This is a genomic window from Halomonas sp. HAL1 (genome assembly GCF_030544485.1).
Lineage (GTDB): Bacteria > Pseudomonadota > Gammaproteobacteria > Pseudomonadales > Halomonadaceae > Vreelandella > Vreelandella arctica.
In genome coordinates this window covers 1,424,765-1,445,305 of the sequence record NZ_CP130610.1, presented here as the reverse complement: position 1 = coordinate 1,445,305, position 20,541 = coordinate 1,424,765, and the positions used below count along the sequence as shown (strand labels likewise).

The 20,541-nt window shown below is 54.0% G+C and carries 22 protein-coding genes; 8 read left to right on the top strand and 14 right to left on the bottom strand.

Annotated elements, in window-relative coordinates:
* Positions 1 to 185 precede the first annotated feature (185 nt).
* From Q3Y66_RS06795 to Q3Y66_RS06780, 4 genes are read left to right on the top strand one after another with little or no spacing between them, the layout of a single operon-like run.
* Positions 186 to 1,079 carry a 3-keto-5-aminohexanoate cleavage protein gene (locus tag Q3Y66_RS06795; protein WP_008960040.1) on the top strand — a complete coding sequence of 298 codons (894 nt, stop codon included), beginning with the start codon at positions 186 to 188 and terminating at the stop codon, positions 1,077 to 1,079.
* The gene (locus tag Q3Y66_RS06790) at positions 1,076 to 2,029 is read left to right on the top strand and encodes an L-carnitine dehydrogenase (protein ID WP_008960039.1); all 954 of its coding nucleotides are present in this window, start codon (positions 1,076 to 1,078) and stop codon (positions 2,027 to 2,029) included. The genes Q3Y66_RS06795 and Q3Y66_RS06790 overlap by 4 nt, the downstream gene beginning before the upstream one ends.
* Complete coding sequence (locus Q3Y66_RS06785; protein WP_008960038.1) at positions 2,029 to 2,484, top strand: thioesterase family protein; 456 nt, start codon at positions 2,029 to 2,031, stop codon at positions 2,482 to 2,484. Before Q3Y66_RS06790 ends, Q3Y66_RS06785 begins: the two co-directional genes overlap by 1 nt.
* 14 nt (positions 2,485 to 2,498) lie before the next feature.
* Positions 2,499 to 3,320: an alpha/beta hydrolase gene (locus Q3Y66_RS06780; protein WP_008960037.1), complete on the top strand. Its 822-nt coding sequence runs from the start codon at positions 2,499 to 2,501 to the stop codon at positions 3,318 to 3,320.
* Positions 3,321 to 3,418: 98 nt separating this feature from the next.
* Here the strand turns inward: Q3Y66_RS06780 and Q3Y66_RS06775 are convergent, their stop codons facing one another.
* The 3 genes from Q3Y66_RS06775 to Q3Y66_RS06765 all read right to left on the bottom strand — a co-directional run bounded on the left by Q3Y66_RS06775 (position 3,419) and on the right by Q3Y66_RS06765 (position 5,761).
* Entirely contained in the window at positions 3,419 to 4,375 is a 957-nt protein-coding gene (locus Q3Y66_RS06775; RefSeq protein ID WP_008960036.1) for an ABC transporter substrate-binding protein, read from the bottom strand.
* 105 nt (positions 4,376 to 4,480) lie between these two features.
* Positions 4,481 to 5,449 (bottom strand): GlxA family transcriptional regulator, encoded by a 969-nt coding sequence (locus Q3Y66_RS06770; protein ID WP_008960035.1) that lies wholly within the window; start codon positions 5,447 to 5,449, stop codon positions 4,481 to 4,483.
* Positions 5,450 to 5,491: 42 nt separating this feature from the next.
* The gene (locus Q3Y66_RS06765) at positions 5,492 to 5,761 is read right to left on the bottom strand and encodes a DUF333 domain-containing protein (RefSeq protein ID WP_008960034.1); all 270 of its coding nucleotides are present in this window, start codon (positions 5,759 to 5,761) and stop codon (positions 5,492 to 5,494) included.
* A 194-nt stretch (positions 5,762 to 5,955) separates the two neighbouring features.
* Here Q3Y66_RS06765 and Q3Y66_RS06760 point away from each other — a divergent pair, with 194 nt between their 5' ends.
* Both Q3Y66_RS06760 and Q3Y66_RS06755 read left to right on the top strand, forming a co-directional pair.
* Positions 5,956 to 6,444, top strand: coding sequence for a pyridoxamine 5'-phosphate oxidase family protein (locus Q3Y66_RS06760; RefSeq protein ID WP_008960033.1), 489 nt, complete (start codon positions 5,956 to 5,958; stop codon positions 6,442 to 6,444).
* On the top strand, positions 6,437 to 6,997 hold the full coding sequence (locus tag Q3Y66_RS06755; protein WP_238528602.1) for a CAP domain-containing protein: 561 nt from the start codon (positions 6,437 to 6,439) through the stop codon (positions 6,995 to 6,997). The genes Q3Y66_RS06760 and Q3Y66_RS06755 overlap by 8 nt, the downstream gene beginning before the upstream one ends.
* A gap of 15 nt (positions 6,998 to 7,012) precedes the next feature.
* Here Q3Y66_RS06755 and Q3Y66_RS06750 read toward each other — a convergent pair whose 3' ends face one another.
* Positions 7,013 to 7,462 carry a CreA family protein gene (locus Q3Y66_RS06750; RefSeq protein ID WP_337998530.1) on the bottom strand — a complete coding sequence of 150 codons (450 nt, stop codon included), beginning with the start codon at positions 7,460 to 7,462 and terminating at the stop codon, positions 7,013 to 7,015.
* A gap of 279 nt (positions 7,463 to 7,741) precedes the next feature.
* Here Q3Y66_RS06750 and Q3Y66_RS06745 point away from each other — a divergent pair, with 279 nt between their 5' ends.
* Positions 7,742 to 7,930 carry a hypothetical protein gene (locus Q3Y66_RS06745; RefSeq protein ID WP_139041612.1) on the top strand — a complete coding sequence of 63 codons (189 nt, stop codon included), beginning with the start codon at positions 7,742 to 7,744 and terminating at the stop codon, positions 7,928 to 7,930.
* Positions 7,931 to 8,163: 233 nt separating this feature from the next.
* Here Q3Y66_RS06745 and Q3Y66_RS06740 read toward each other — a convergent pair whose 3' ends face one another.
* Positions 8,164 to 9,006: a 3-keto-5-aminohexanoate cleavage protein gene (locus tag Q3Y66_RS06740; protein ID WP_008960030.1), complete on the bottom strand. Its 843-nt coding sequence runs from the start codon at positions 9,004 to 9,006 to the stop codon at positions 8,164 to 8,166.
* 394 nt (positions 9,007 to 9,400) lie between these two features.
* On the opposite strand from Q3Y66_RS06740, the gene Q3Y66_RS06735 reads away from it, so the two are divergent.
* The gene (locus Q3Y66_RS06735; protein ID WP_008960029.1) at positions 9,401 to 10,204 is read left to right on the top strand and encodes an SDR family NAD(P)-dependent oxidoreductase; all 804 of its coding nucleotides are present in this window, start codon (positions 9,401 to 9,403) and stop codon (positions 10,202 to 10,204) included.
* Positions 10,205 to 10,291: 87 nt separating this feature from the next.
* Here the strand turns inward: Q3Y66_RS06735 and Q3Y66_RS06730 are convergent, their stop codons facing one another.
* From Q3Y66_RS06730 to Q3Y66_RS06690, 9 genes are all read right to left on the bottom strand, one after another.
* The gene (locus Q3Y66_RS06730) at positions 10,292 to 12,073 is read right to left on the bottom strand and encodes an ABC transporter substrate-binding protein (RefSeq protein WP_008960028.1); all 1,782 of its coding nucleotides are present in this window, start codon (positions 12,071 to 12,073) and stop codon (positions 10,292 to 10,294) included.
* A 111-nt stretch (positions 12,074 to 12,184) separates the two neighbouring features.
* Positions 12,185 to 12,922 carry a sulfite exporter TauE/SafE family protein gene (locus Q3Y66_RS06725; RefSeq protein WP_008960027.1) on the bottom strand — a complete coding sequence of 246 codons (738 nt, stop codon included), beginning with the start codon at positions 12,920 to 12,922 and terminating at the stop codon, positions 12,185 to 12,187.
* 122 nt (positions 12,923 to 13,044) lie between these two features.
* The gene (locus Q3Y66_RS06720; RefSeq protein WP_008960026.1) at positions 13,045 to 13,635 is read right to left on the bottom strand and encodes a malonic semialdehyde reductase; all 591 of its coding nucleotides are present in this window, start codon (positions 13,633 to 13,635) and stop codon (positions 13,045 to 13,047) included.
* A 59-nt stretch (positions 13,636 to 13,694) separates the two neighbouring features.
* A complete protein-coding gene (locus tag Q3Y66_RS06715) occupies positions 13,695 to 14,558 on the bottom strand; it encodes an intradiol ring-cleavage dioxygenase (RefSeq protein WP_008960025.1) in 864 nt (287 codons plus the stop codon).
* A 1-nt stretch (position 14,559) separates the two neighbouring features.
* Positions 14,560 to 15,498 carry an NAD(P)-dependent oxidoreductase gene (locus Q3Y66_RS06710; RefSeq protein ID WP_008960024.1) on the bottom strand — a complete coding sequence of 313 codons (939 nt, stop codon included), beginning with the start codon at positions 15,496 to 15,498 and terminating at the stop codon, positions 14,560 to 14,562.
* A complete protein-coding gene (locus Q3Y66_RS06705) occupies positions 15,495 to 16,880 on the bottom strand; it encodes an amidohydrolase family protein (protein WP_008960022.1) in 1,386 nt (461 codons plus the stop codon). The genes Q3Y66_RS06710 and Q3Y66_RS06705 overlap by 4 nt, the downstream gene beginning before the upstream one ends.
* The gene (locus Q3Y66_RS06700) at positions 16,877 to 17,956 is read right to left on the bottom strand and encodes a maleylacetate reductase (RefSeq protein ID WP_008960021.1); all 1,080 of its coding nucleotides are present in this window, start codon (positions 17,954 to 17,956) and stop codon (positions 16,877 to 16,879) included. The genes Q3Y66_RS06705 and Q3Y66_RS06700 overlap by 4 nt, the downstream gene beginning before the upstream one ends.
* Positions 17,957 to 18,028: 72 nt before the next feature.
* Positions 18,029 to 19,585 (bottom strand): sugar ABC transporter ATP-binding protein, encoded by a 1,557-nt coding sequence (locus tag Q3Y66_RS06695; RefSeq protein WP_008960020.1) that lies wholly within the window; start codon positions 19,583 to 19,585, stop codon positions 18,029 to 18,031.
* Positions 19,582 to 20,541, bottom strand: a complete 960-nt coding sequence (locus tag Q3Y66_RS06690) for an ABC transporter permease (protein WP_008960019.1) — start codon at positions 20,539 to 20,541, stop codon at positions 19,582 to 19,584. The genes Q3Y66_RS06695 and Q3Y66_RS06690 overlap by 4 nt, the downstream gene beginning before the upstream one ends.

The window sequence follows — 20,541 nt, the reverse complement described above, 5'->3', positions numbered from 1 at the left end:
ACCAAGTTTCTAATCAGCACCTTGCGAATTGAGCAATCTTCATTATGGGGAGTGAGGAGGAGTCGATTCACCAATGGAGATCAAAAACCGCACCCTGTGTATAGTTAATGTCGCTTTATGACAACTAATGTCTGCACACCGCGACACACTAGTAAGCGAATAAACTGCTGATTAGAGAGCACGCCATGAACCGCAATGTCATTCTCACCTGTGCCGTTACCGGCGCAGGGGATACCACCGCCAAAAACCCCAACGTCCCCGTGACACCCAAGGCCATCGCGGCCTCCTGCATTGAAGCTGCTCGCGCCGGAGCCAGCATCGCGCACATTCACGTTCGCGATCCGGAAACCGGCGGCATCAGCCACTCTTCTGAGCAGTTCCGCGAAGTAATGGAGCGCGTTCGTGAAGCCGATGTGGATATCGTCATGAACATCACCGCGGGTGGCGGCGGCGACTGGATACCCGATGCCACAGACCCCACACGCGGTGGCCCTGGCACCGATATCCAAACGCCCGCCGAACGTCACGCCCCGGTCGGCGAGCTGCTCCCCGAGCTGTGCACGCTGGATTGCGGCAGCCTCAATTTTGGCGACATGGTCTACGTCAACCCCGCTGACTGGCTGCGCGAACACGCCCGCCTCGTTCAAGCCGCAGGTGTTAAGCCGGAGCTGGAGTGCTTTGATCTGGGCCACGTCTGGTTTGCCCGCCAGCTTCAGCAAGAGGGCTTGATCGATGGTGACCCGCTCTACCAGCTCTGCCTGGGTATTCCCTGGGGCGCCGAAGCGGACACCGAAACCATGCTGGCCATGCGCAACAAATTACCTACCAACGCTAACTGGGCCGCTTTTGGCATTGGTCGCCATCAAATGCCCATGGTCGCCCAAGCCGTTCTGTTAGGTGGCCACGCACGGGTCGGATTGGAAGATAACCTGTTTTTAGAGAAAGGCGTGTTGGCTAACAACGGCCAACTGGTCGAGAAAGCGTCGACCATCATCGAAAACCTCGGCGCCCGAGTAATGACACCTGCAGAAACCCGGGCACATCTGAAGTTACGCAACCCGTCAGGAGATGCTGTATGAGCCGCTTAGCCGTAATTGGTACTGGCGTGATTGGCAACGGTTGGATTGCCCGCGCCCTCGCCAAAGGGTGGGACGTCGTCGCCTTCGACCCGGATCCCAACGCGCCAGCGCGCACGCAATCCTTTATCGACAATGCCTGGGCTTCGTTAACCCAGCTTGGCCTTGCGCCCGGTGCTAGCCCTGAGCGGTTAACCTTTGCGCCCACGATCGAAGAGGCCGTGAACGACGTTGACCTGATTCAGGAGAACGTGCCCGAGCGTCTACCGCTAAAGCAAGAAATTTTAGCCGCTATCGATGCCGCTGCCGCACCGGACGTCATCATTGGCTCGTCGACTTCCGGCTTCAAACCCACCGACCTGCAGCAGCAGTGTCGGCAAGCACCTGGGCGCGTGATCGTCGCTCACCCCTTCAACCCGGTGTATTTGCTGCCATTGGTAGAGCTTGTTGGCGGTGAGGCCACCCAGCCCGCCCAAATCGCCAGCGCCCAAGAGTTGTATCAGTCGCTCGCTATGCGGCCGTTGGTGGTGCGCCGTGAAATAGAGGGCCATATCGCCGACCGCTTGATGGAAGCGCTGTGGCGTGAAGCCTTGCACTTGGTCAACGATGGCGTAGCCACCACCGAAGAGATCGATGCGGCGGTGGTTTACGGCTGCGGGCTCCGCTGGCCATTGATGGGCACCTTTTTAACCTTCCACTTGGCGGGCGGCGAGCCTGGCATGCGTCATATGCTGGAGCAGTTTGGCCCCGCGTTAAAACTACCCTGGACCAAGCTGGAAGCCCCCGAACTCACCGACGAACTAATCGACAAAGTGGTCGAAGGCTGTGAGCACCAGGCCGCGGGGCGTTCAGTGGCCACGCTGGACCGGCGCCGGGATGACTTTTTAGTCGAGCTGCTGGAAGTAGTGCAAAAATACTGGCCGGAAGCCGAAGGTCTAAAAGGACGCATTTAATGATCATCCATGAAACCCACGTCGCCCCCGAGTGGGTCGACTACAACGGGCACATGAACGACGCGGAGTACGCCCGCGTCTTTTCCCAGGCCTGCGAAGCACTGATTGACCAGATAGGCTTAGACGAAGCAGGCCGTGAGCACTATGGCTACACGATCTATACGCTGGAAACCCACCTCTGCTATCGCCGCGAGGCGCACCAAGGTCAGCCGCTCAATATTGATCTAACGCTGCTCGATAGCGATGCAAAACGCCTGCACGTGTTTTTCGCCATGTTCGATGACGAAGGCAACCTGCTGGCAACCAGCGAACAGATGCTGATGGGCATGAAGCAAGCCTCAGGACGACCAAGCCCGTTTCCCGAAACGGTCGCACATCATGTGGCGGCACTGCCGCGGGCAGAGAGCGATGCCTGGCCGGAGCTTGCTGGCCGCACCATCGGTATTCGACGCTGAGGGTGACATCAAAGATGAACGTAGACGCCTTTATTCAACGCTTTAGCGCAGGGCTGGCCATGATGGAGGAACTACCCTTGCCTCAAGCGCGGCGCGCCTACGATAAGCTTTGTCGCAACTTCGCCCCACCCGACCCGGCAGGAATGCGCATCGACAATAGCGTTTGTGAGGGTGTTAGCGTGCGCCGCTTTATCCCCCAACGGCGAACGCCAGGCTGCGTGCTGTTTATCCATGGCGGCGGTTTTATGATCGGCTCAGCGGAGAGCCACCACGGCCCCGCCGCCAGCTTGGCCCAACTGCTCGAGCGTGAAGTGGTAAGCGTTAACTATCGGCTGGCACCGGAGGTAGATTACCCTGCCATGTTAGTAGACTGCCAAGCGGTATTAGAAGCGGTTCATCCTGTCGCGCTGGTAGGTGACAGCGCGGGCGGGCGACTGGCTATCGACCTTGCCCATCAGCTTAATGAAGCACCGCCGCTCGGATTGATCTACCCACCGGTCGGCGAACTTTCAACTAGCTGCCTTGGGGAGGATGCCCCCCTGCTGTCACGCAGCGACGTGCTCAGTATTCGTCAACAGTGCCCTGAGATTATCGCCACCCAGCGGGATCGCAGCCCTCCTGCTAGCACCATCGAAGTGCTCACGGTAGAGCACGATCCGTTAACACACCCTGTCGAAACGGCGGTAGCGCTCTGGCAGCAAGCGGGGGCGTCTATTGGCTACCACTGCGCGCCGCAGATGGTACATGGCGCGCTTCACGCCCACGCCCAGCTACCCGAGATGAGTGCCGCTTGGCAGGACTTTTGCCACACACTAAAACGGCGCCTTAAACAATAAGGCGCCGTTTCGTCGTTCAGTTCGTAAAAAACGTTCTATTAAGAGTCGAGCTATTAAGAGTCGAGCTATTAAGAATCAAGCTATTAAGAGCCGAGCTATTAAGAATCAAACTGGGCCCGCACTTGCTCAATAGCGGATTCGCCATCGCGGGTTTCAACACCGTCTAACCATTTGGCAACGGTATCCAGGTTATTGCCAATCCACTCGTTCGCCACTTCATCCGCCGGGCGCTCTTCGTAGCTGTACTCGTGCACCCACTCGTTCTGGTCTTCAATATCGACCACGTACTGCGATAGGAAGCGGTGAACCTGCGGTGCCTCTTCAGCGAGACTGGCAGGGGTAATGGTCCACACCGTGCTTTCAATGGTCGCCACGCCCGCATCATCGCTGTCGGCTAAATAGGCCAAATCAAAGCTCACGTTCATCCAGTGAGGCTCCCAGCCGACAAACGTCACCCACTCTTCGTCGGCCATTTTCTGCTCCGCCTGGGCCAGCATGGCCGAAGTCGAGCTTTCACGGAGCCGCCAATCGCCTAGACCCGCAAGGTCGTTATCGATGGCATTGAGAATGGCGTCGTTAATGCCCGTGCCCGCTTCAATGCCCTGGATTTCGCCATCGAAGCGGTCATGGTGCTCAGCCAATTCAGCGACCGTAGTAACACCCGCATCGTAAACATACTGGGGAACCACCAACCCGGAATTGGCCCCGCTGATATTGGACACCACTTTTTCGACTTTACCGTCGGCTACTAGCGGCTCAACCATATCTGTCTGTACCGGATACCAGCCACCCAGATAGATTTCCAGGTCATTGCGCGCCAAGCCTTCCAAAATAACGCTAACCGCTAAATCTTGCTGGCGGGTTTCGTAACCCATGCTCTCCAGCAATTGAGCAGCAATTTCGGATTTTACCGTGACCCCAGGCCATGGCGGCACGCCTAAACGCAGCTCATCAAGCTCTGCCATGGCAGGCGTGGCAGCAAATGCAGCGAGTAAAAAACCCGCTTTTAGCGACAACGACTTGGTGGTGTTAGAGCGAGTAGTGACAGACATCATATGGCTAAACCTCTTATTAGTTGGGTTTAGTTAGTATGCGCGGCTGCCTCCCCACTACTAGGCGATAAGCGACGCTTAACAGCCACTACACGACACTATTGAGCCTTAAACGCTTTTCTCCCGCACATGCCGAGGCGAATAGCCGTAATGGGTACGAAACGAACGCGCAAAGCTGGAAGACGAACTAAACCCGCAGGCTAACCCCACCGCCAATACGGCTAAATCGGTCTCCGCTAACAGCCGCCGGGCGCGCTTGATGCGTAGCTGCAAGTACCACTGCCGCGGGGTCTCGTTGAGTTCTTGCTCGAATAAGCGCTGAAGCTGGCGGACCGATACCTCTACCCGGCTCGCGACCTCTTCGAGGGAAAGCGGCTCTTCAAGGTTCTGCTCCATCAGTGCCACCGCCTCGACTACACGCCGGTTGTGGGTGCCAAGGCGTTTCACCAGCGCCATGCGCTGCTGGTCGCTGCGAGTACGGATTCGGTCATGGATGAGTTGCTCAGACACATCGATGGCCAGCTTCGCGCCATGTCGCCGTGCGATCACTTCCAGCGCCATATCCATTGCCGCCGCCCCGCCCGCGCAGGAGAAGCGCCGCTCGCCCAGCTCGTAAAGCTCATCGGTGGTATCAATGCCCGGAAAGCGCTCACGAAAGGCGGGTAAACTCTCCCAGTGCAGCGCCACCCGCTCGTGTTTTAACAGCCCGGTGGCCGCGAGCAAAAAAGCCCCCGTATCAATACCGCCCAAGCAGCAGCCCGCCTGATCCAACTGATGAAGCCAGGCCATTAATGGCCGAGTGAGGTGTGCTTCCGGCGTAAACCCGCTGCATACCGCCAGCGAAGGCAAGTGATGGACATCCGCCGTTGCTTGATCCGCCATCAGCGTCATACCGTTAGATGCCGTCACCGGCCCACCGTCAGCGCTGATCAAGGTCCAATCGAACAGCGGACGGTTGGCAATGCGATTAGCGATCCGCAGCGGCTCCACCGCAGCAAAGAATGCCATCATCGAATACTGCGGCAACAATAAAAAGCCCACCATTTCCGGTAGTGGGCCTGTATAACTAAGGCGCATATTCGTGCTCGATATCAGTCATGGAAAGCGTTCAATAAGGCCCTAGTCATTGTCGAGCCGCTCCATACGGTATAGCCGCCACTGGTTCTCGACCCGGCCATCCGGCAAGTGGCAATAGCGTCCGGTGCCCAGGCTGGTTTCCTGAACCTCGGTCGTTCCACCTACGCTTTCGCAATACTCAGTTGCGCGCTGGGTCATCAGGTTCTGGGAGTCGGCACCTCCCCCTTCGCTTGCACAACCCGCCAGTAGCAGCAATGTCGCCCCCAGCCCAACGCCGCAACCGCTGTTCAATGCTCTGGTACCCAACCACATGGCAGCCTCCTGCTATAAACATTAAAGCGTGTAGCCACCCACTTTAATCCTGCACGCCATTAGTAACCACCTTGCCTGCACTATTTGGCGTTTGCTGATGTTGACAATGGTAGCTAGGCTGTAGTTAGCAACATCGACGTACAAGCATTGTCGATGGCTATTCGCAATACTTGATTCATAAGGAGAGTGAAGCTATGTCCAGCCCTGAACATAAGCAAAAGATCTGGAAGATGATCAAAGACATTAAAGTTGGCATGCTCGTTACGCTGGATCACGATATGCCGCGAGCTCGGCCGATGCACTTAGTGCAGGAAGAGTATGATGGCACCCTGTGGTTCTTTACTCGTCGCAGTGCTGAAAAAGTGTTTGAAACCAAGAGTGATCATGATGTGTGTCTCAGTTTTTCTGATCAGGAAGAGGGCGTGTACGTTTCGCTTTCGGGCAAAGCCAACCTGATCGATAACCGTGATCTGATCGAAAAATACTGGAACCCTTTCGTCGGCGCTTGGTTTCCTGAAGGCAAGGACGATCCAGACGTTGCACTGCTTGAAGTTAAAGTCCAGATGGGTGAACACTGGAAAGCCAAAGAGAGTAAAACCTTTCAGCTCTATGAGATCGCCAAAGCTAATCTCAAAAAGGACGCCACTCCAGACCTAGGCGAGAATGAAAAATTCGGTGGCTAATCTCCTTACCAAGCGCCCTACTGCCGGGGCGTTTTTCAGCCTAATGCTTGTCATGCTCATGGGCTCAAATAGCTCATGGGCAACTGACGAACCCCAGAGCGATAAGGCCAGCGTGCAAGATCAGTGTGAACTCACCGATCAAAAGCGGAAAATGCTCTCCCTGATTAACGAGGCGCGCAATCAGCAGCGGCAATGCGGCGATCAACGGTTTGAGGCAGTGGAATCGTTAACGTGGAGCTGTGAACTTGAAGCAGCCGCCGAACTGCACTCCCAAGACATGGCTAAGAACGACTACTTTAGCCATACCGCTCAGGATGGTAGTGGAATTGAGCAGCGTGTCAGTAACCAAGCTTACAGTTGGCAAGCCGTCGGAGAAAATATCGCCGCTGGCCATACCTCGGTGTCCGCCGTGGTGAGCGGCTGGTTATCAAGTCCCGGCCACTGCCAAAACATCATGAACGACGCTTTTACTGAAATGGGCATGGCGAAAGCAAACGACTCAGAATCACGCTATTCAACCTACTGGACACAAACGCTAGGCAACCCCCGCTAAGCACACACGCGTCAATTACTGGCCGCCTCCTAACTCACCGTAGTGGACGGCCGTAATCGCATTTTTAGGCGAGCCATCTACCAGTTTGGTGCTATAGGTCAGGTACACAAAGGTCTGCGTTTCGGTATCGTGCATGCGAACAACGCGCATATTCTTGAAAAGTGCCGAGCGCCGCTGAGTAAAAATCACTTCTTGCTCCTCGACTTCAGCTGGGTCAAATACAATCTCACCCGTCTGACGACACGCCACACTCGCCTCGCTAGCTTCCTCGGCTAGCCCCACCGCACCGGTGATCCCACCAATCTGCGAGTAGGAAAGATAGCAGGAAATGCCCTGCACTTTCGGATCATCAAAGCGCTCCACTTCAATGGTGTTGTTCGGGCCCAATAGTTTGAACTCCGTTCGCACGCTGCCAATATGGGCATCCTGAGCCAACAGCGCGGGCGGCAGCAGCAGCGCAAACATAGCAATGAGCGACGTGAAGGCAACGCGTTTTGGGAAAAACATGGAAAACTTCCTTGGCAATAGTCAGCCGCGTGGGGGCAATCGAAGAGAGCATCATTACTCAATCAGGGGGAGACGTCGGACCAAATTTATGTCTTCAGATAATCTCTAAGAGCAGTCTATAAAATAGTACCAGAACGTCCTTGTAATGTTACAAAGATGAGTCAATATTGAATAGTTAGGATATAGGCCAAATGGTAAGACGCATATACACCTCTGAAAAGGAAGCAGGAGGTTCGCATGAAAAAGTGGATAATGATGGCAGCAGCAAATTGGCTGCGTAAGCCAGAAAACCAACAGAAAGCCAAATCCGCCTGGAGCAAGTTTCGGGATCGTAATTCTGGAAAGCGGCCACCTCAACACCAGCAGGGCACACCGAGTCATACAACAGAGCGGCGGTCTGGCGATAGCTCTGATCGCCGTCCTTAAAAGCCCAAGGCACTAAGTTGCATGAGCGCAGAACAATTAGAACTCGAGCATGCTAAACCATCGACACGACAATGCCCTGCCGTGTTATCGGCAGGTTGCATCATTCCTCCTAACTGGCTCAAAGCGCTATTCACCCTTCAATTTGTAATTTTCTGACTCCGCTGGGATCAATAGTGCGTCTTGGCTTACTGATGTTATAAATAGCAAGTGCACCTCCAAGTATTAGTACTGCTTTACCTTTGGCTACCACTCATTTGTAGCCCCAATATTTCACGCGCTTGTTTCCAGGTCGCTACCGGGCGCCTGTACTTTTCGCACATAGCAACAGTACGCTCAACTAATGCAGTGTTTGAGGGTGCCAGAGTATTGCTGTCCAGACGCACGTTATCTTCAAGCCCGGTGCGTGTATGCCCCCCCGCCGCAATCGACCACTCGTTAAGCAGATATTGATTGGCACCAATGCCTGCACCGCACCATTGTGCATCAGGCGCTAGTCGCTTGAGCGTTTCGATATAGAAATCAAAAGTGGGTTTATCCGCGGGCATAGTGTTTTTAACACCCATGACAAACTGCACGTAGAGCGGCGTTTTTAGCTTGCCTTGCTTTGAAAGATTCACCGCTTGGTGGATGTGCGACAGATCAAACGCCTCGATCTCAGGCTTAATGTCGTACTTAAGCATCTCATCGGCAAGCCACTCCACCAACTCAGGAGGGTTCTCGTAAACGCGATTGGGGAAGTTGTTTGAGCCTACCGACAGACTGGCCATGTCGGGTTTAAGCGACAACATCCCGCCACGCGCTTCACCTGCGCCAGAGCGGCCGCCGGTTGAGAGCTGAATAATCATGCCGGGACAGTATTTCTTGAGCCCTTCCATCAAGCGGCCAAACTTTTCCGGGTCTGAAGAGGGTGTTTGATCATCGTTGCGCACATGGCAATGAGCGATAGTCGCTCCCGCTTCAAAAGCAGCCTGGGTACTTTCAATCTGCTCTTCAACCGTAATCGGCACGGCAGGATTGTTCTCTTTGCGCGGCAGGCTGCCGGTGATAGCGACACAAATAATACAGGGCTGAGACATAAACACCTCTCTTTGTTCTTATTACGAATAAATAGACTTGAAGTTTTTAGCATCAAACCCACTTTCAGGAACTTTCACTGGGCGAGAACCTGAAAATAATAAAACGCTGTTATTTAAACTAAAGCTATAAAGCTGACATTAAACACTAGCTACATGCTTTCTCATAACGCAGTGCCCGTAGAAAAGTCCAATCTGGTCATATTAACGACGGACCAACCTGTCATTGCCGGTATTACATACCGAGAATATGCCATCACAAGGTAATAAAATCTGTCATTAGCAATGCGGGATAAACGACGGTGCCCTTGTTAACGCAGACTCCCTACGCCCAACAACAAAGACTATTTTTTTGGTGGCGTGGAGTAACTCACAATAAGACTACTAAGGTGACCTCATGGACAACACTCGACTCAAAGGTAAACACTGCCTAATTACAGGCGCCGCACGTGGCATGGGTGCCGCCGTTGCTGAACACTATGCGGCGCAAGGGGCGAAGGTTTGCGTAGCCGATATCAACATTGAAGGATGCGAGGAAGTCGCAGCACGCATTAAAGCTAATGGCGGCAATGCCATTGCCGTCAAACTCAACGTCACTGACCGTGCCGAGGTTCAGGAGGCGGTGAACGCCACGGTCGAGGCCTTTGGCAGCTTGAATGTGATGGTCAATAATGCAGGCATTAATAAGCCATTGATGTTCCTTGATATTACTGAGGAAAATTGGCACCAGATAATGGATGTTAATGCTCTGGGGTGCCTGCTCGGCATGCAGGAAGCGGCAAAGCAGATGATAAGCCAGGGTAAGGAAAACGGCCCTTACAAAATCATTAACGTTGGCTCAATACTGTCGCGCCAGGCTTTTGATGACGTAGTTCCTTATTCGTGCAGCAAGCATGCTGTGCTCGCCATGATTAATGGCGGCGCCAAAGCCCTGGTAGATCATAACATTACCGTTAATGGCTATGGCCCTGGCGTTGTTCGCACTGAGCTTTGGGAGCAGCTCGACAAAGACTTGGTCAGCATTGGCAAGTTCGATAAGCAGGGGCAGTCGATGGATGAGCTGGCGGAGAAGATGATTCTTATGAAGCGTTACTCATACCCTGAAGATGTGGTCGGCACCGCGTCTTTCTTGGCCAGTGCAGAATCCGATTATATGACGGGCCAACTGCTGATGATTGATGGCGGTATGATCATGCAGTAACAGGCACTCCCCGTACCCATGCCTGCCTTTCAGGCATGGGATTATGCCTCGTTCCTCACTCCTTACAATTCACTATTCACGCCTCACTCAATAATGACCCTTTTCTCGCATCACTTTGTCCGCGCGTTCCTGGGCGATCGACAAGGCTTTCTTAATCGAGCGTCTGCCATCTAGCACCTCGAATATCTCATTGCCTGCAATACTAATAAGGTCGGTAATTCCCGGTACGGGCGGACGTGGCCACGCCTGTAAAATATCCTTGTTTGCCATGTCATCAACAATCTTAATCAGTGGTGATAATGCTGACACTTCAGGGTCTTGGCTAACGCTAAAACGCGGTGTTACCAGGCTGCCGTTCATAATATAGAGTTTGGACATGTTCGAGGAGGTCAGGTGGCGTAGTGCTGTCCATACTGCCTCAACACGCTCTGGCGCTAAGTTCGCGGGAATGGCAAGTGCATAGCCGCCTATTGGGGTGATCGCGCGGCCATGATTTCCAATCGGATGGGGAAGGTAGCCCGTATTACCATAAGCTGGTGATTGCCGGTCTAGCTCAAACAATGGGGCCAGCAACGTATAGCAGTAGGCCATGCAGGCTTCTCCCGATGCATACGACTGGGCGCGTTCATACCAGGACATACTGAGAATATTAGGCGGGGAGTATTTGAGTATATCCAGCATATATTCACAGGCCCTGTAAGCAGCGTCTGATTGAAACATAGGCCGCAGCTGCTCACCGGTGGCATGTTGGAAGTCATACCCGCCCAGACAACTGGGTAGATTAAGGAGCGGCTGACCGAACTTCGCCATAAGAAAACTAAAGGTATGACCGAGGGGCGTGCCTCTCGCTGCATTCCAAGCGATGCCGTAACGCCCTTTGGCAGGCTCATGTAACTGTCTAGCGACTTTGACAAGCGCTTCTGTTGTGGTTGGAGGCGTCAACTGCAACGCCTCGAAAACATCCTGACGATAGCAGAGCAGTTCTGGTGTTGTTTGAACGGGTATACCGTACTGACTGCCCGCATACCCTGAGCTCTGTATAGCCATTGGATGAAAATCAGAGAGATCATAATCATCGCGTATAATTAATGCATCAAGTGGCATCAGAACACCATCCGCCGCTAACTCACCAAACCAGGGTAAGTCACAGGCCACTACGTCATAGCGCGATTTGGCTAAACGAGCATTGTCTAGAATCTCATCTAACAGATTATCGATTGACCTTGCCTTGTTACGTATCTCCAGCCCAAAGATCGACTCCAACTGACGTTTAAGATTGTGCATGGCCATGAACGTTGGGTCAGCATGCGCTAACACACGTAATCCACCCTTAAGTTCAAGCCGCGCAGACAGCACTGCCGGGGTCGATATCACCCGCTCAGATGACGACATCCCCAGAAAGATCTTACTGGCTGAATCTGATGTTGGGTCTATACCGAACAATGGGCCGAGGAGTCCTTTAATACGCTCGGCGTAGCTTTCCCACTCCTGGATCATTTGAGGGGAAGGATGCAACGAAACCGTCTTACCCGACTTAGTTCTTGGCCGTGAGATAAGCAAACCGCGCTGCATGATACTCTCGATGCCGCGCTTTGCCGTACCGTAGGTGAGGCCAGACGCATCGGCAAGAGACGTGGGGGTGGTTAACCTACCCGCAAGGTGGTTACGCATGACGTGCAGCAACATACGCATCTCACGATAGCCAAGCGCCATAGAGAGCGAACTTTCAGTTTCATCTTCAAATTTTTCAATGAAGTCGATAAATCGTGCGAACTCAGTATTCGAGATTTTGGAGGAGGGCATCTGCGATAACTTATCGTAAGGCCCTTCTGGGTTTGTTTCGTTTATCTCAGCACGACCTTCTCTCATGACAACTCCAACACATCACCAAACCATCAGGCCGCCAACGTGGTGTTAAACACTTTTTTCGATGAGGCTGCTATTAAAAAAGAACAGTTATAAAAAGTTTACCATTAAGTGTCAGCCTATACCGTCCATGATTAAGCGGATACCCAGCAGAATAAGCAGGCAAAGAATCACCCGGAAAAACAGCTCACCATTGATGCGTTTTTGAATAACCAGCCCCAACCGAACCCCCAGCCATGCAACAGGCATCAGCAACAGCGCTATAGACAGGTTATCAAGGTTAACCAAGCCCAGCAGGGTGTAGGGAACCAGCTTCACCAGGTTAGTAATGGCCAGAAAAACCACTGCCGTCCCTAGGAACTGCTGTTTGCTCAGCTGGCATTGCAGCAGGTAAAAATTCAGCGGTGGCCCGCCCGCATGGGCAATAAAACTGGTAAATCCTGCAATGCCACCACACAGGCGCCCTACCCAGCCAGGCATTAATTTGCCACGTAGCGGTTTGAACAACCCCCATAGGCCAAACAGTACCGAAAACACACCCAACAGCAATGTCAGCAGCGCTTCATCAAACCAGCCATAGGTGAAGTAACCCACCACCACCCCTAGCACCGCGGGCGGAAACATAAGCCACAATAGACGGCCAACCCGCTGGTGCCACCACGCCTTGAGACTAAACACATCCATTACAATCAGTAGCGGCAGCATCACCGCGACAGCGAACGTTGGGCTTGCCTTTAACGAGATTAATGGCACAGCCACCACCCCTACCCCACCGGCAAATCCTGACTTGGAAATACCAGTCAGCAGCACAGCCACTACCATTAACGCCACGAACACCCAGTCAACAACCATCTCAACGCCTCACTAGTTTTGCGCCGAGGCTCCCCTTGCTACGATGCAAGCGAAAAAGGGGGCCATGACAGTCACGGCCCCTTACGTTTAGGCATACAAGCAAGCGTTAGCCATAAAGTTTTTTACATCACTTTGCACACTTCATCAAAGGAGAAGCGGTCGCCACGAGGGAACAACGCGCTCGTATCGCCATAGCCTAAGTTACACAGAAAATTGCTCTTCACTTTGCCATCTGGGAAGAACTCTTCATCCACGGCCGCGTTGTTGAAGCCAGACATAGGGCCAGCGTCCAACCCTAGCGCGCGAGCCGCTAAAATGAGATAGCCACCTTGAATGGAGCTATTACGGAATGCTGTGGAATGAATAAAGTCCGGTTTGCCTTCGAACAGCGATTTTGCGTCTTTGTTATGGGCGAACATGCGCGGCAGATGCTCATAGAACTCTGTGTCGAAACCAAGCACGGCGACCACCGGTGCCTTCATGGTTTTTTCCTGATTGCCTGGCATCAGAGCGGGTTTCAGGCGTTCTTTGGCCTCATCTGTGGTCAGGAACAGAATCCGCGCTGGCTGGCAATTCATTGAGGTAGGGCCGAAATGCATTAGGTTATACAGCTCGCGCAGCGTTTCCTCGCTAACGTCACGATCCTGCCAAACGTTGTGGGTACGTGCTTCAGTAAATAGCGTTGCGATAGCGGTTTGATCGATCGTTGTCATGTCGTTTCCTCTTTCGGTTTAACCAGCTCAGTACGAGCCGGACGTTCAGGTTGAGACGCTCAGGCCGTCTTTAAGCCGAAGTCGTAATGAAAATAGCGGTAAGGCGTTTCCATCTGCCGTCCATCGGGCGCTTGCCCTGCTGGCTGCTGAGCAAACGTCTTCACCAGTGAATCTTTCACACCAAATACCGCATCCGAATCAAGGTAGGGGTCGTCTTCGGCGAAGATTTGGGTGACCAAGGTTTCGTACCCCGGCGCCATCAGCATGAAGTGCACATGCGCTGGGCGATAAGGATGTCGCCCGGTAATGTCGAGCATTTTGCCCACTGGCCCGTCCGTCGGAATCGGATAAGGCGAGGGGGTCACCGTCCAGAAGGCGTAACGGCCTTGGCTATCGGTGTGGAAGCGAGCGCGCAATGATGCGCTTTCAAGCTCAGGCTTTTGGACGTCATAAAAGCCTTCACTGTCAGACTGCCAGACATCAATGGTGACATTCGCCAAGGGCTTACCCTGGGCATCGTGCACGTGGCCTTCAACGAATAGCGGCTCGCCTTCAACCCCCCAGTTAATGGCATCACCTTGATTCGCTTGAGGAGGATCCGCCACGTAAAAAGGTCCCAATACGGTACTTTCGGTAATGTTCGGGTCACTGTTTGAGTGGTTAATGGCATCCACCAGCATGGTCACACCAAGGGTGTCAGAAAGCAGAATGAACTCTTGGCGTTCGTCATCGCACATCTGCCCCGTGCGGGTCAGAAACTCAATCGCCTGGGCCCACTCTTGCTCAGTGGGTTGCACTTCACGCAGATAAGCATGCAGGTGTTTGACCAAGCCATTGATCAGCGTCTTTAGCCGCGCGTCTTCGCAGCTAGAAAACTCTTCAATGACCGCCGCGGTAATATTATCAGTCGTCAGGTTGCGCATCTTATTGCCCCCTATCCTGTGCTGGCGTCGGCTCACCAAGCCCTGAAAGGCGCTCGGTATGATGTACGGTGGCGATATAGTCATCATCGCCATGGCCCGTGGCGATAAGCGCGGTATAGGCTTCGCGCATTTGCGCTGCCAGTGGCGTTGTGACCCCAGAGGTGTGGGCGCAATCAAGAATCAGATCGAGATCTTTGGCCATTTGGGCAGCGGAAAAGGTCGAGGTGAAATCGCGCTGGGAAAGTGGCGGCACCTTGTACTTCACCATCGGGGAACCCACCGCGCTGTCGGAAATAAGCGTCAACATGGCGTCCCATTCAATGTTGCCTTTGCGCGCCAGGGTCAGCGCTTCACTCATCATTCCGGCACTGACGGCAATCATCAGGTTAATCGCCAGCTTGGCGACCCGAGCCTGCTCTTCATCGCCCAGCCAATATTGTGCTTTGGTAAAGGCTTCAAACACCGGTTTGGCGGTTGCCAGTGCATCGCGGGGGCCAGATACCATCGCCGACAGTGTGCCTGCCTCAGCCGCCACGGGATTACCCGACACGGGGCTACGCAAATACGTGATGCCATGAGCTTTGGCCGCTTCGGCCACTCGGACAGACGCTTCAACACTCACCGTACTGGTCTCGACCAAGATACTCCCGGGCATCATGTGGCGAACCAGCTCGCCCGCTTCAAGGCAAAGCGCGATTAAAGCGCGGTCGTCGGGAATCGAGACAAACACTAGGTCACAATCAGCCACCGCACTGGCAAGCTGCTGATGGGGCGTGACCCCTAACGCGGCGGCCAACGCGAGGCGCTCGCTGGAAAGGTCAAATCCTTGTACCGCGGTTCCTGCCTGGATAACTCTGGCGGCCATGGGCAAGCCCAGCTTACCCAAGCCCACCCAAGCCACCTTAGGTGGCGAAGGGCGCGTCGTGGAAATGGTTGTCATTGGTTTGCCTCCTGTGTCGAGTGGGCTTCACGCGCCAGTAGTTCGGCGTGAATACGGTGGCCAGACTTGGCAAGCTCAGCGATACCTTGCTCGGTATTAATCAACAGGCGGCCGCTGCGCTTTTTGAACTGCCCTGCCACCATGACGCTGTCGATGTTAGCTAGGCTTGTCTGCATCACCACCGTAGAAACTGGGTCATTGACCGGCTGCATATTGAGCTTGTTGCTGTCGATCAGCACCAAGTCGGCCTGCTTGCCTGGCGTAAGGCTGCCAATGCGGGCATCGAGCCCAAGAGCTTTCGCCCCATCCAGCGTGATCCAGCCAAGTGCTTCTCGGGTAGTAATTGTCGATGTGTCCGGTATCTTGCCTTGCTCCCGACGTGAAGCATCGTTATCAAGGGAACGCTGCATTCCAAGAGCCATACGTGCCACGCTGAACATGTCACCCGAAAGTACAGACTCAAGATCAACCCCCAGAGACAACACCCCGCCGTGCTGGCGTACCAGCCCAGTGACTGGAAAGCCGTGTCCTTGGGTCATCTCGTTTTCCGGCGCAATCGAGAACGTCACGCCACTGGCGCAGAACCGTGACATCTGGCCGTCATCCAGGCTTTGGCCATGCACAATGTTGATATCGGGCCCCAGCAAACCACGGCTTTCAACTTCATCCCAGGCGCCCAGCGCTACCGCCGCGCCGCCGCCCTGATGCATCGAAGCCACAAGGCCAAACTCTTTCGCCAGGGCAAAGTCTTTCAGGGTAACGTCAATGGTTGAATAGTGAGGGCCAAGGATGGCCATGCCTAAGGTGACAAGCCCCATTGGATTCGCCAGCTCGCCTTTTAACAGCCGTTCGATTTCATGGCGCGGGTGGGGGATCTCACTAAAATGCGGCTGACCAGTCTGTGGGTCGGGTTTCGGTGAGCCGTGCATAAACAGCGCCCGTATTCCGGACTCCTTTAGCCCACGCACGGCAGCGTCTGTGTGGTCTGGGGTCGGGTTGTTATGACACCAGTCACCTAATGTGGTGGTGCCACAGTTAAGCTGATTAATCGCGCCCATACGGGTCGCAATATAAATGTCATTGGGCGTGAACAGCGCCGCCAGACCGCGGTGGATGTGGCGAAAATACTCAAGCAGCGTCCAGTTGGCGGCAACGCCACGCAGCCCGGTCTGCCAGGTATGCATATGCGCATTCACCAACCCAGGAATGAGAATACCGCCAGCACAGTCGATAACCTCTGCGCCCTGCGCCTTAGGGTCATCGACAAGGCCATGGCCCACGGCGGCAAGTCGGTCATCTTCAACCAGCACCTGGCCGTTGCTTAACTCGCCCAACTGCGAGTCCATGGTAATCACGGTAGCGTTAATGAAGAGCACTTTCATTGCGCACCCCCAGGTTGAGCGTGAGGACGACGGCCCGCCTGGGCATCGCTGAGCAACTGCTGAATGCCTGTGGCTTCTATTTCGCGCGGGTTCCAATAGGGGTTCTGAGTAGCGATCTCTGTGGCGCGCTCAACATCGGCCGGGGTAAAGCCAAGTTCAGCAAGCCCACTGGGTGCGCCGACTGCACGGCCTAAGTCATAAAGCCCCACAGCGGCGTCCGAACAGCCCAGCGCGCGGCCAATACGAGCCATTGCGTCAGGCACTGCAGGGGCGTTATAAGCCAGTGCATGGGGCAGCACAATGGTGTGCGTTTCTGCATGGGGTAAGTTAAAAGAGCCGCCCAAGGTATGGCACAGCTTATGGTGCAATGACATCCCCACCGAACCAAGGCACGTGCCGCACAACCAAGCACCGTAAAGGGCATCAGAGCGCGCTTCTACGTTGCTGGGGTCGTTAGCAATCACGGGCAGGCTTCTCGCCAGCGCCGCGATCCCCTCCTCTGCCATTAGCGCGATTACTGGGTTGCAGTCACGGGCATATAGCGCCTCAACCGCATGAGCAATCGCGTTAATGCCGCTGGTTCCGGACATCTCAGCGGGTAGCGTCAAGGTGAGATCAACGTCATAGATGACGGTTTCTGGAAGTACATCTAAAGTGCGCTGCGTCGTCTTGATACCGTCGCGGGTCTCCCCCAGGATCGGGGTCATTTCTGAGCCTGCATACGTGGTGGGAATGGCGATCTGCGGCAAGCCGGTGCGCAGAGCGATCGCCTTGCCCAAACCAATCGTCGAGCCACCACCCATGGCAATAGTGCAATCCACGTTCAGCTCTTTCACCACCTGCAAGGCATTGTCGGTCACTTCGACTGGCGTATGCATGGCGGCGTCAGCGTATACGCCAATGCCCTTCTCACCCAGCTGCTCTAGTATGCGGCTTGCCTGCTCGTGCTGTTGAGGCGTGGCCAACACCAGGGCACGTGAACAGCCTAGATGGTCCAGCTCTTCACTTAGACGCGACAGGGTTCCTCGGCCAAACACCACGCGGGATGGCAGGCCATCATAAACAAAGGGTTGCATAAAACATTCCTTATACGCTTGAAGTGGTCTGTATGTGCTCTTTGCAGAGCACTTCAGTCGCAAAACGGCGAGCTAGCTCGCCTGCGCCTGCTTGCCCATTCCGGTAATTGCCTGAACCAGCTCGTCCTCGCTGACGTTGTCACCATTAAACTCAGCGGTAACGCGACCGTCATACATAGCGATAATGCGGTTACTCAGGCCAAGAACCTCGGGCATCTCGGAAGAGATCACCAGCACCGCATAGCCAGATTTGGCCAGATCTTTAACCAGAGTGTGGATTTCCGACTTGGATCCCACATCAATACCCCGGGTTGGCTCATCAAGAATCAATAACTTGGGGTGGGTATGCAGCCATTTGCCGATGACGATTTTCTGCTGGTTACCGCCGCTCAGGTTGCCCACTTTTTGGCGCCAACTGGGGGTTTTGATTTTCATCGCCTGATGGTATTTGTCGTACACCTCTCGTTCTTTGGCACTTGTCATAAAGCCCAATGACGACACGCTAGAAAGGCTTGCCAGGGTCATGTTATCTCGGCAGTTCATCCCCAGAATCAGTCCCTGATCCTTACGGTCTTCAGGCACCAAAGCAACGCCATGAACCACGGCGTCATGGGAGTTGCGGAAGGACACCACCTTGCCGTCTAACACCACCTCGCCAGTGGAAGGCGTGCGTAGTCCGAAGATGGTTTCTGCGACCTCAGAGCGTCCCGCGCCTACCAGGCCGTACATGCCAACAATTTCACCCTTGCGAACATTAAAGCTGACGTGCTCGAATACACGCTTCACCGAGAGGTTGCGCACTTCCAACAAGTTGTCGCCGAAGTTACTCGGTTTGCTGGCATGATCGAGCTCCAAACTACGGCCGATCATCATTCGAGTGATCTCGTCCTCGTTGGTATCCGCCGTATTGACGGTTCCGGTGTATTCACCATCCCGCAACACGGAAATACGGTGTGATAAGTGAAAAATTTCATCCATGCGGTGGGAGATATAAACAATCCCCACGCCTTGCTCACAAAGCGAATTGATCACGTCATAGAGCACTGGTTTTTCATGGTCAGTGAGCGATGCCGTCGGTTCATCGAACACCACTACGCGCGGGGTAAACGCTAACGCTCGGCCAATTTCGACCATCTGTTTCTTAGCAATCGACAGCGATCCCACTAAGTCATCGTGTTGAAAACCACACTTAAGCGTCTCAAGAATCTTATTGGTATCCTCGCGCAGCTTGCGCCAGTCAACGCGATTGAACGGCTTTCTTGGCAAACTGCCGAGAAAGATGTTTTCGGCGACCGTCATTTCGGGTACCAGCGACTGCTCTTGATGAATCAGCACGACACCTGCCCGCTTGGCATGCTTTGGGTTTTCAAAGGCCATTTCCTGGCCAGCAAGAATGATCTTTCCTTCATTCGCTTGGTGCTTACCCGCTAGCACTTTCATCAATGTCGACTTGCCTGCCCCATTTTCGCCAAGCAGGGCATGCACTTCCCCAGGCCGCACGTCAAAATCCACACTATTTAGGGCAACAACCCCAGGAAAACGCTTGGTGATACCTTCAAGCCGCAATATCGGTTCAGCGTCAATCGGCTGTCGTTTGTTAGATGAAAAGTCGTGTTGAGAAGGGCTCATATCCGCACCTCCTTAGCCGAGGGTGCATTAAGCTTCTTGTCGATAATCAGCACCGAAATGAGAATAGCGCCGAGAATGACCAGCACATAAAATGCGGGCACCTGCATCATGTTCATGCCGTTGCGCAGAATACCGATTGCCAGCACACCGCCTAGGGTGCCGACGATGCTGCCGTAACCACCGGTTAACTTGGTACCGCCTAATACCACTGCGGTAATCACCCAGAGCTCATAGTCACGCCCCAGATTTGGTGTTGCAGCGCCCATCTGGCTAGCTAACAGCACCCCTGCCAGTGCCGCAAAGAAGCCCACAATAATGAAATTAATCATCATATGGCGCCCTAACCGAATGCCTGCATCAATGGATGCTTCAGGGTTGCCGCCCACCGCATAGGTGTTGCGCCCATGGCCGGTTCGGGTCATCACTAGGTGCATGATCAATGTGCAACTCAGGAAGATAATCGCCAGTATTGGGAAAGGCCCAATGGTGCTGGAACCAAAGTCAGAGAAGGCGAAATTCATCGCATAAAACGACTGTTCACCGGTGTATAGAAAGATTAACCCCCTTACACCCAACATGGCACCTAACGTCACGATGAACGCATTTACGCCCGTCTTCCACACAATTAGGCCATTAATCGCGCCCAGCAATACTCCCGAACCGAGTGCCGTAAGAATCGCCAGTGTCATGCTGATCTCTTGCAACCCGACTGCCAACGAAGCCGCAAGCCCCAGAGTCGCACCGACCGACAAATCGATATTGCCGTTGATCATGACAAGCGTCATGCCAAGGGCAATCAGGCCAATGGTGGAGGTTTGCACCAGAATATTGCTGATATTGCCAAATGACAGGAAGTACTCCGACATAAAGCTGAAGAAAATAAAGATGACGAGAACAAACACCCAGATCGGTTGGATAGCCGTTCTGCCACGGAAGAACCCTTTTAAACTTGTCAT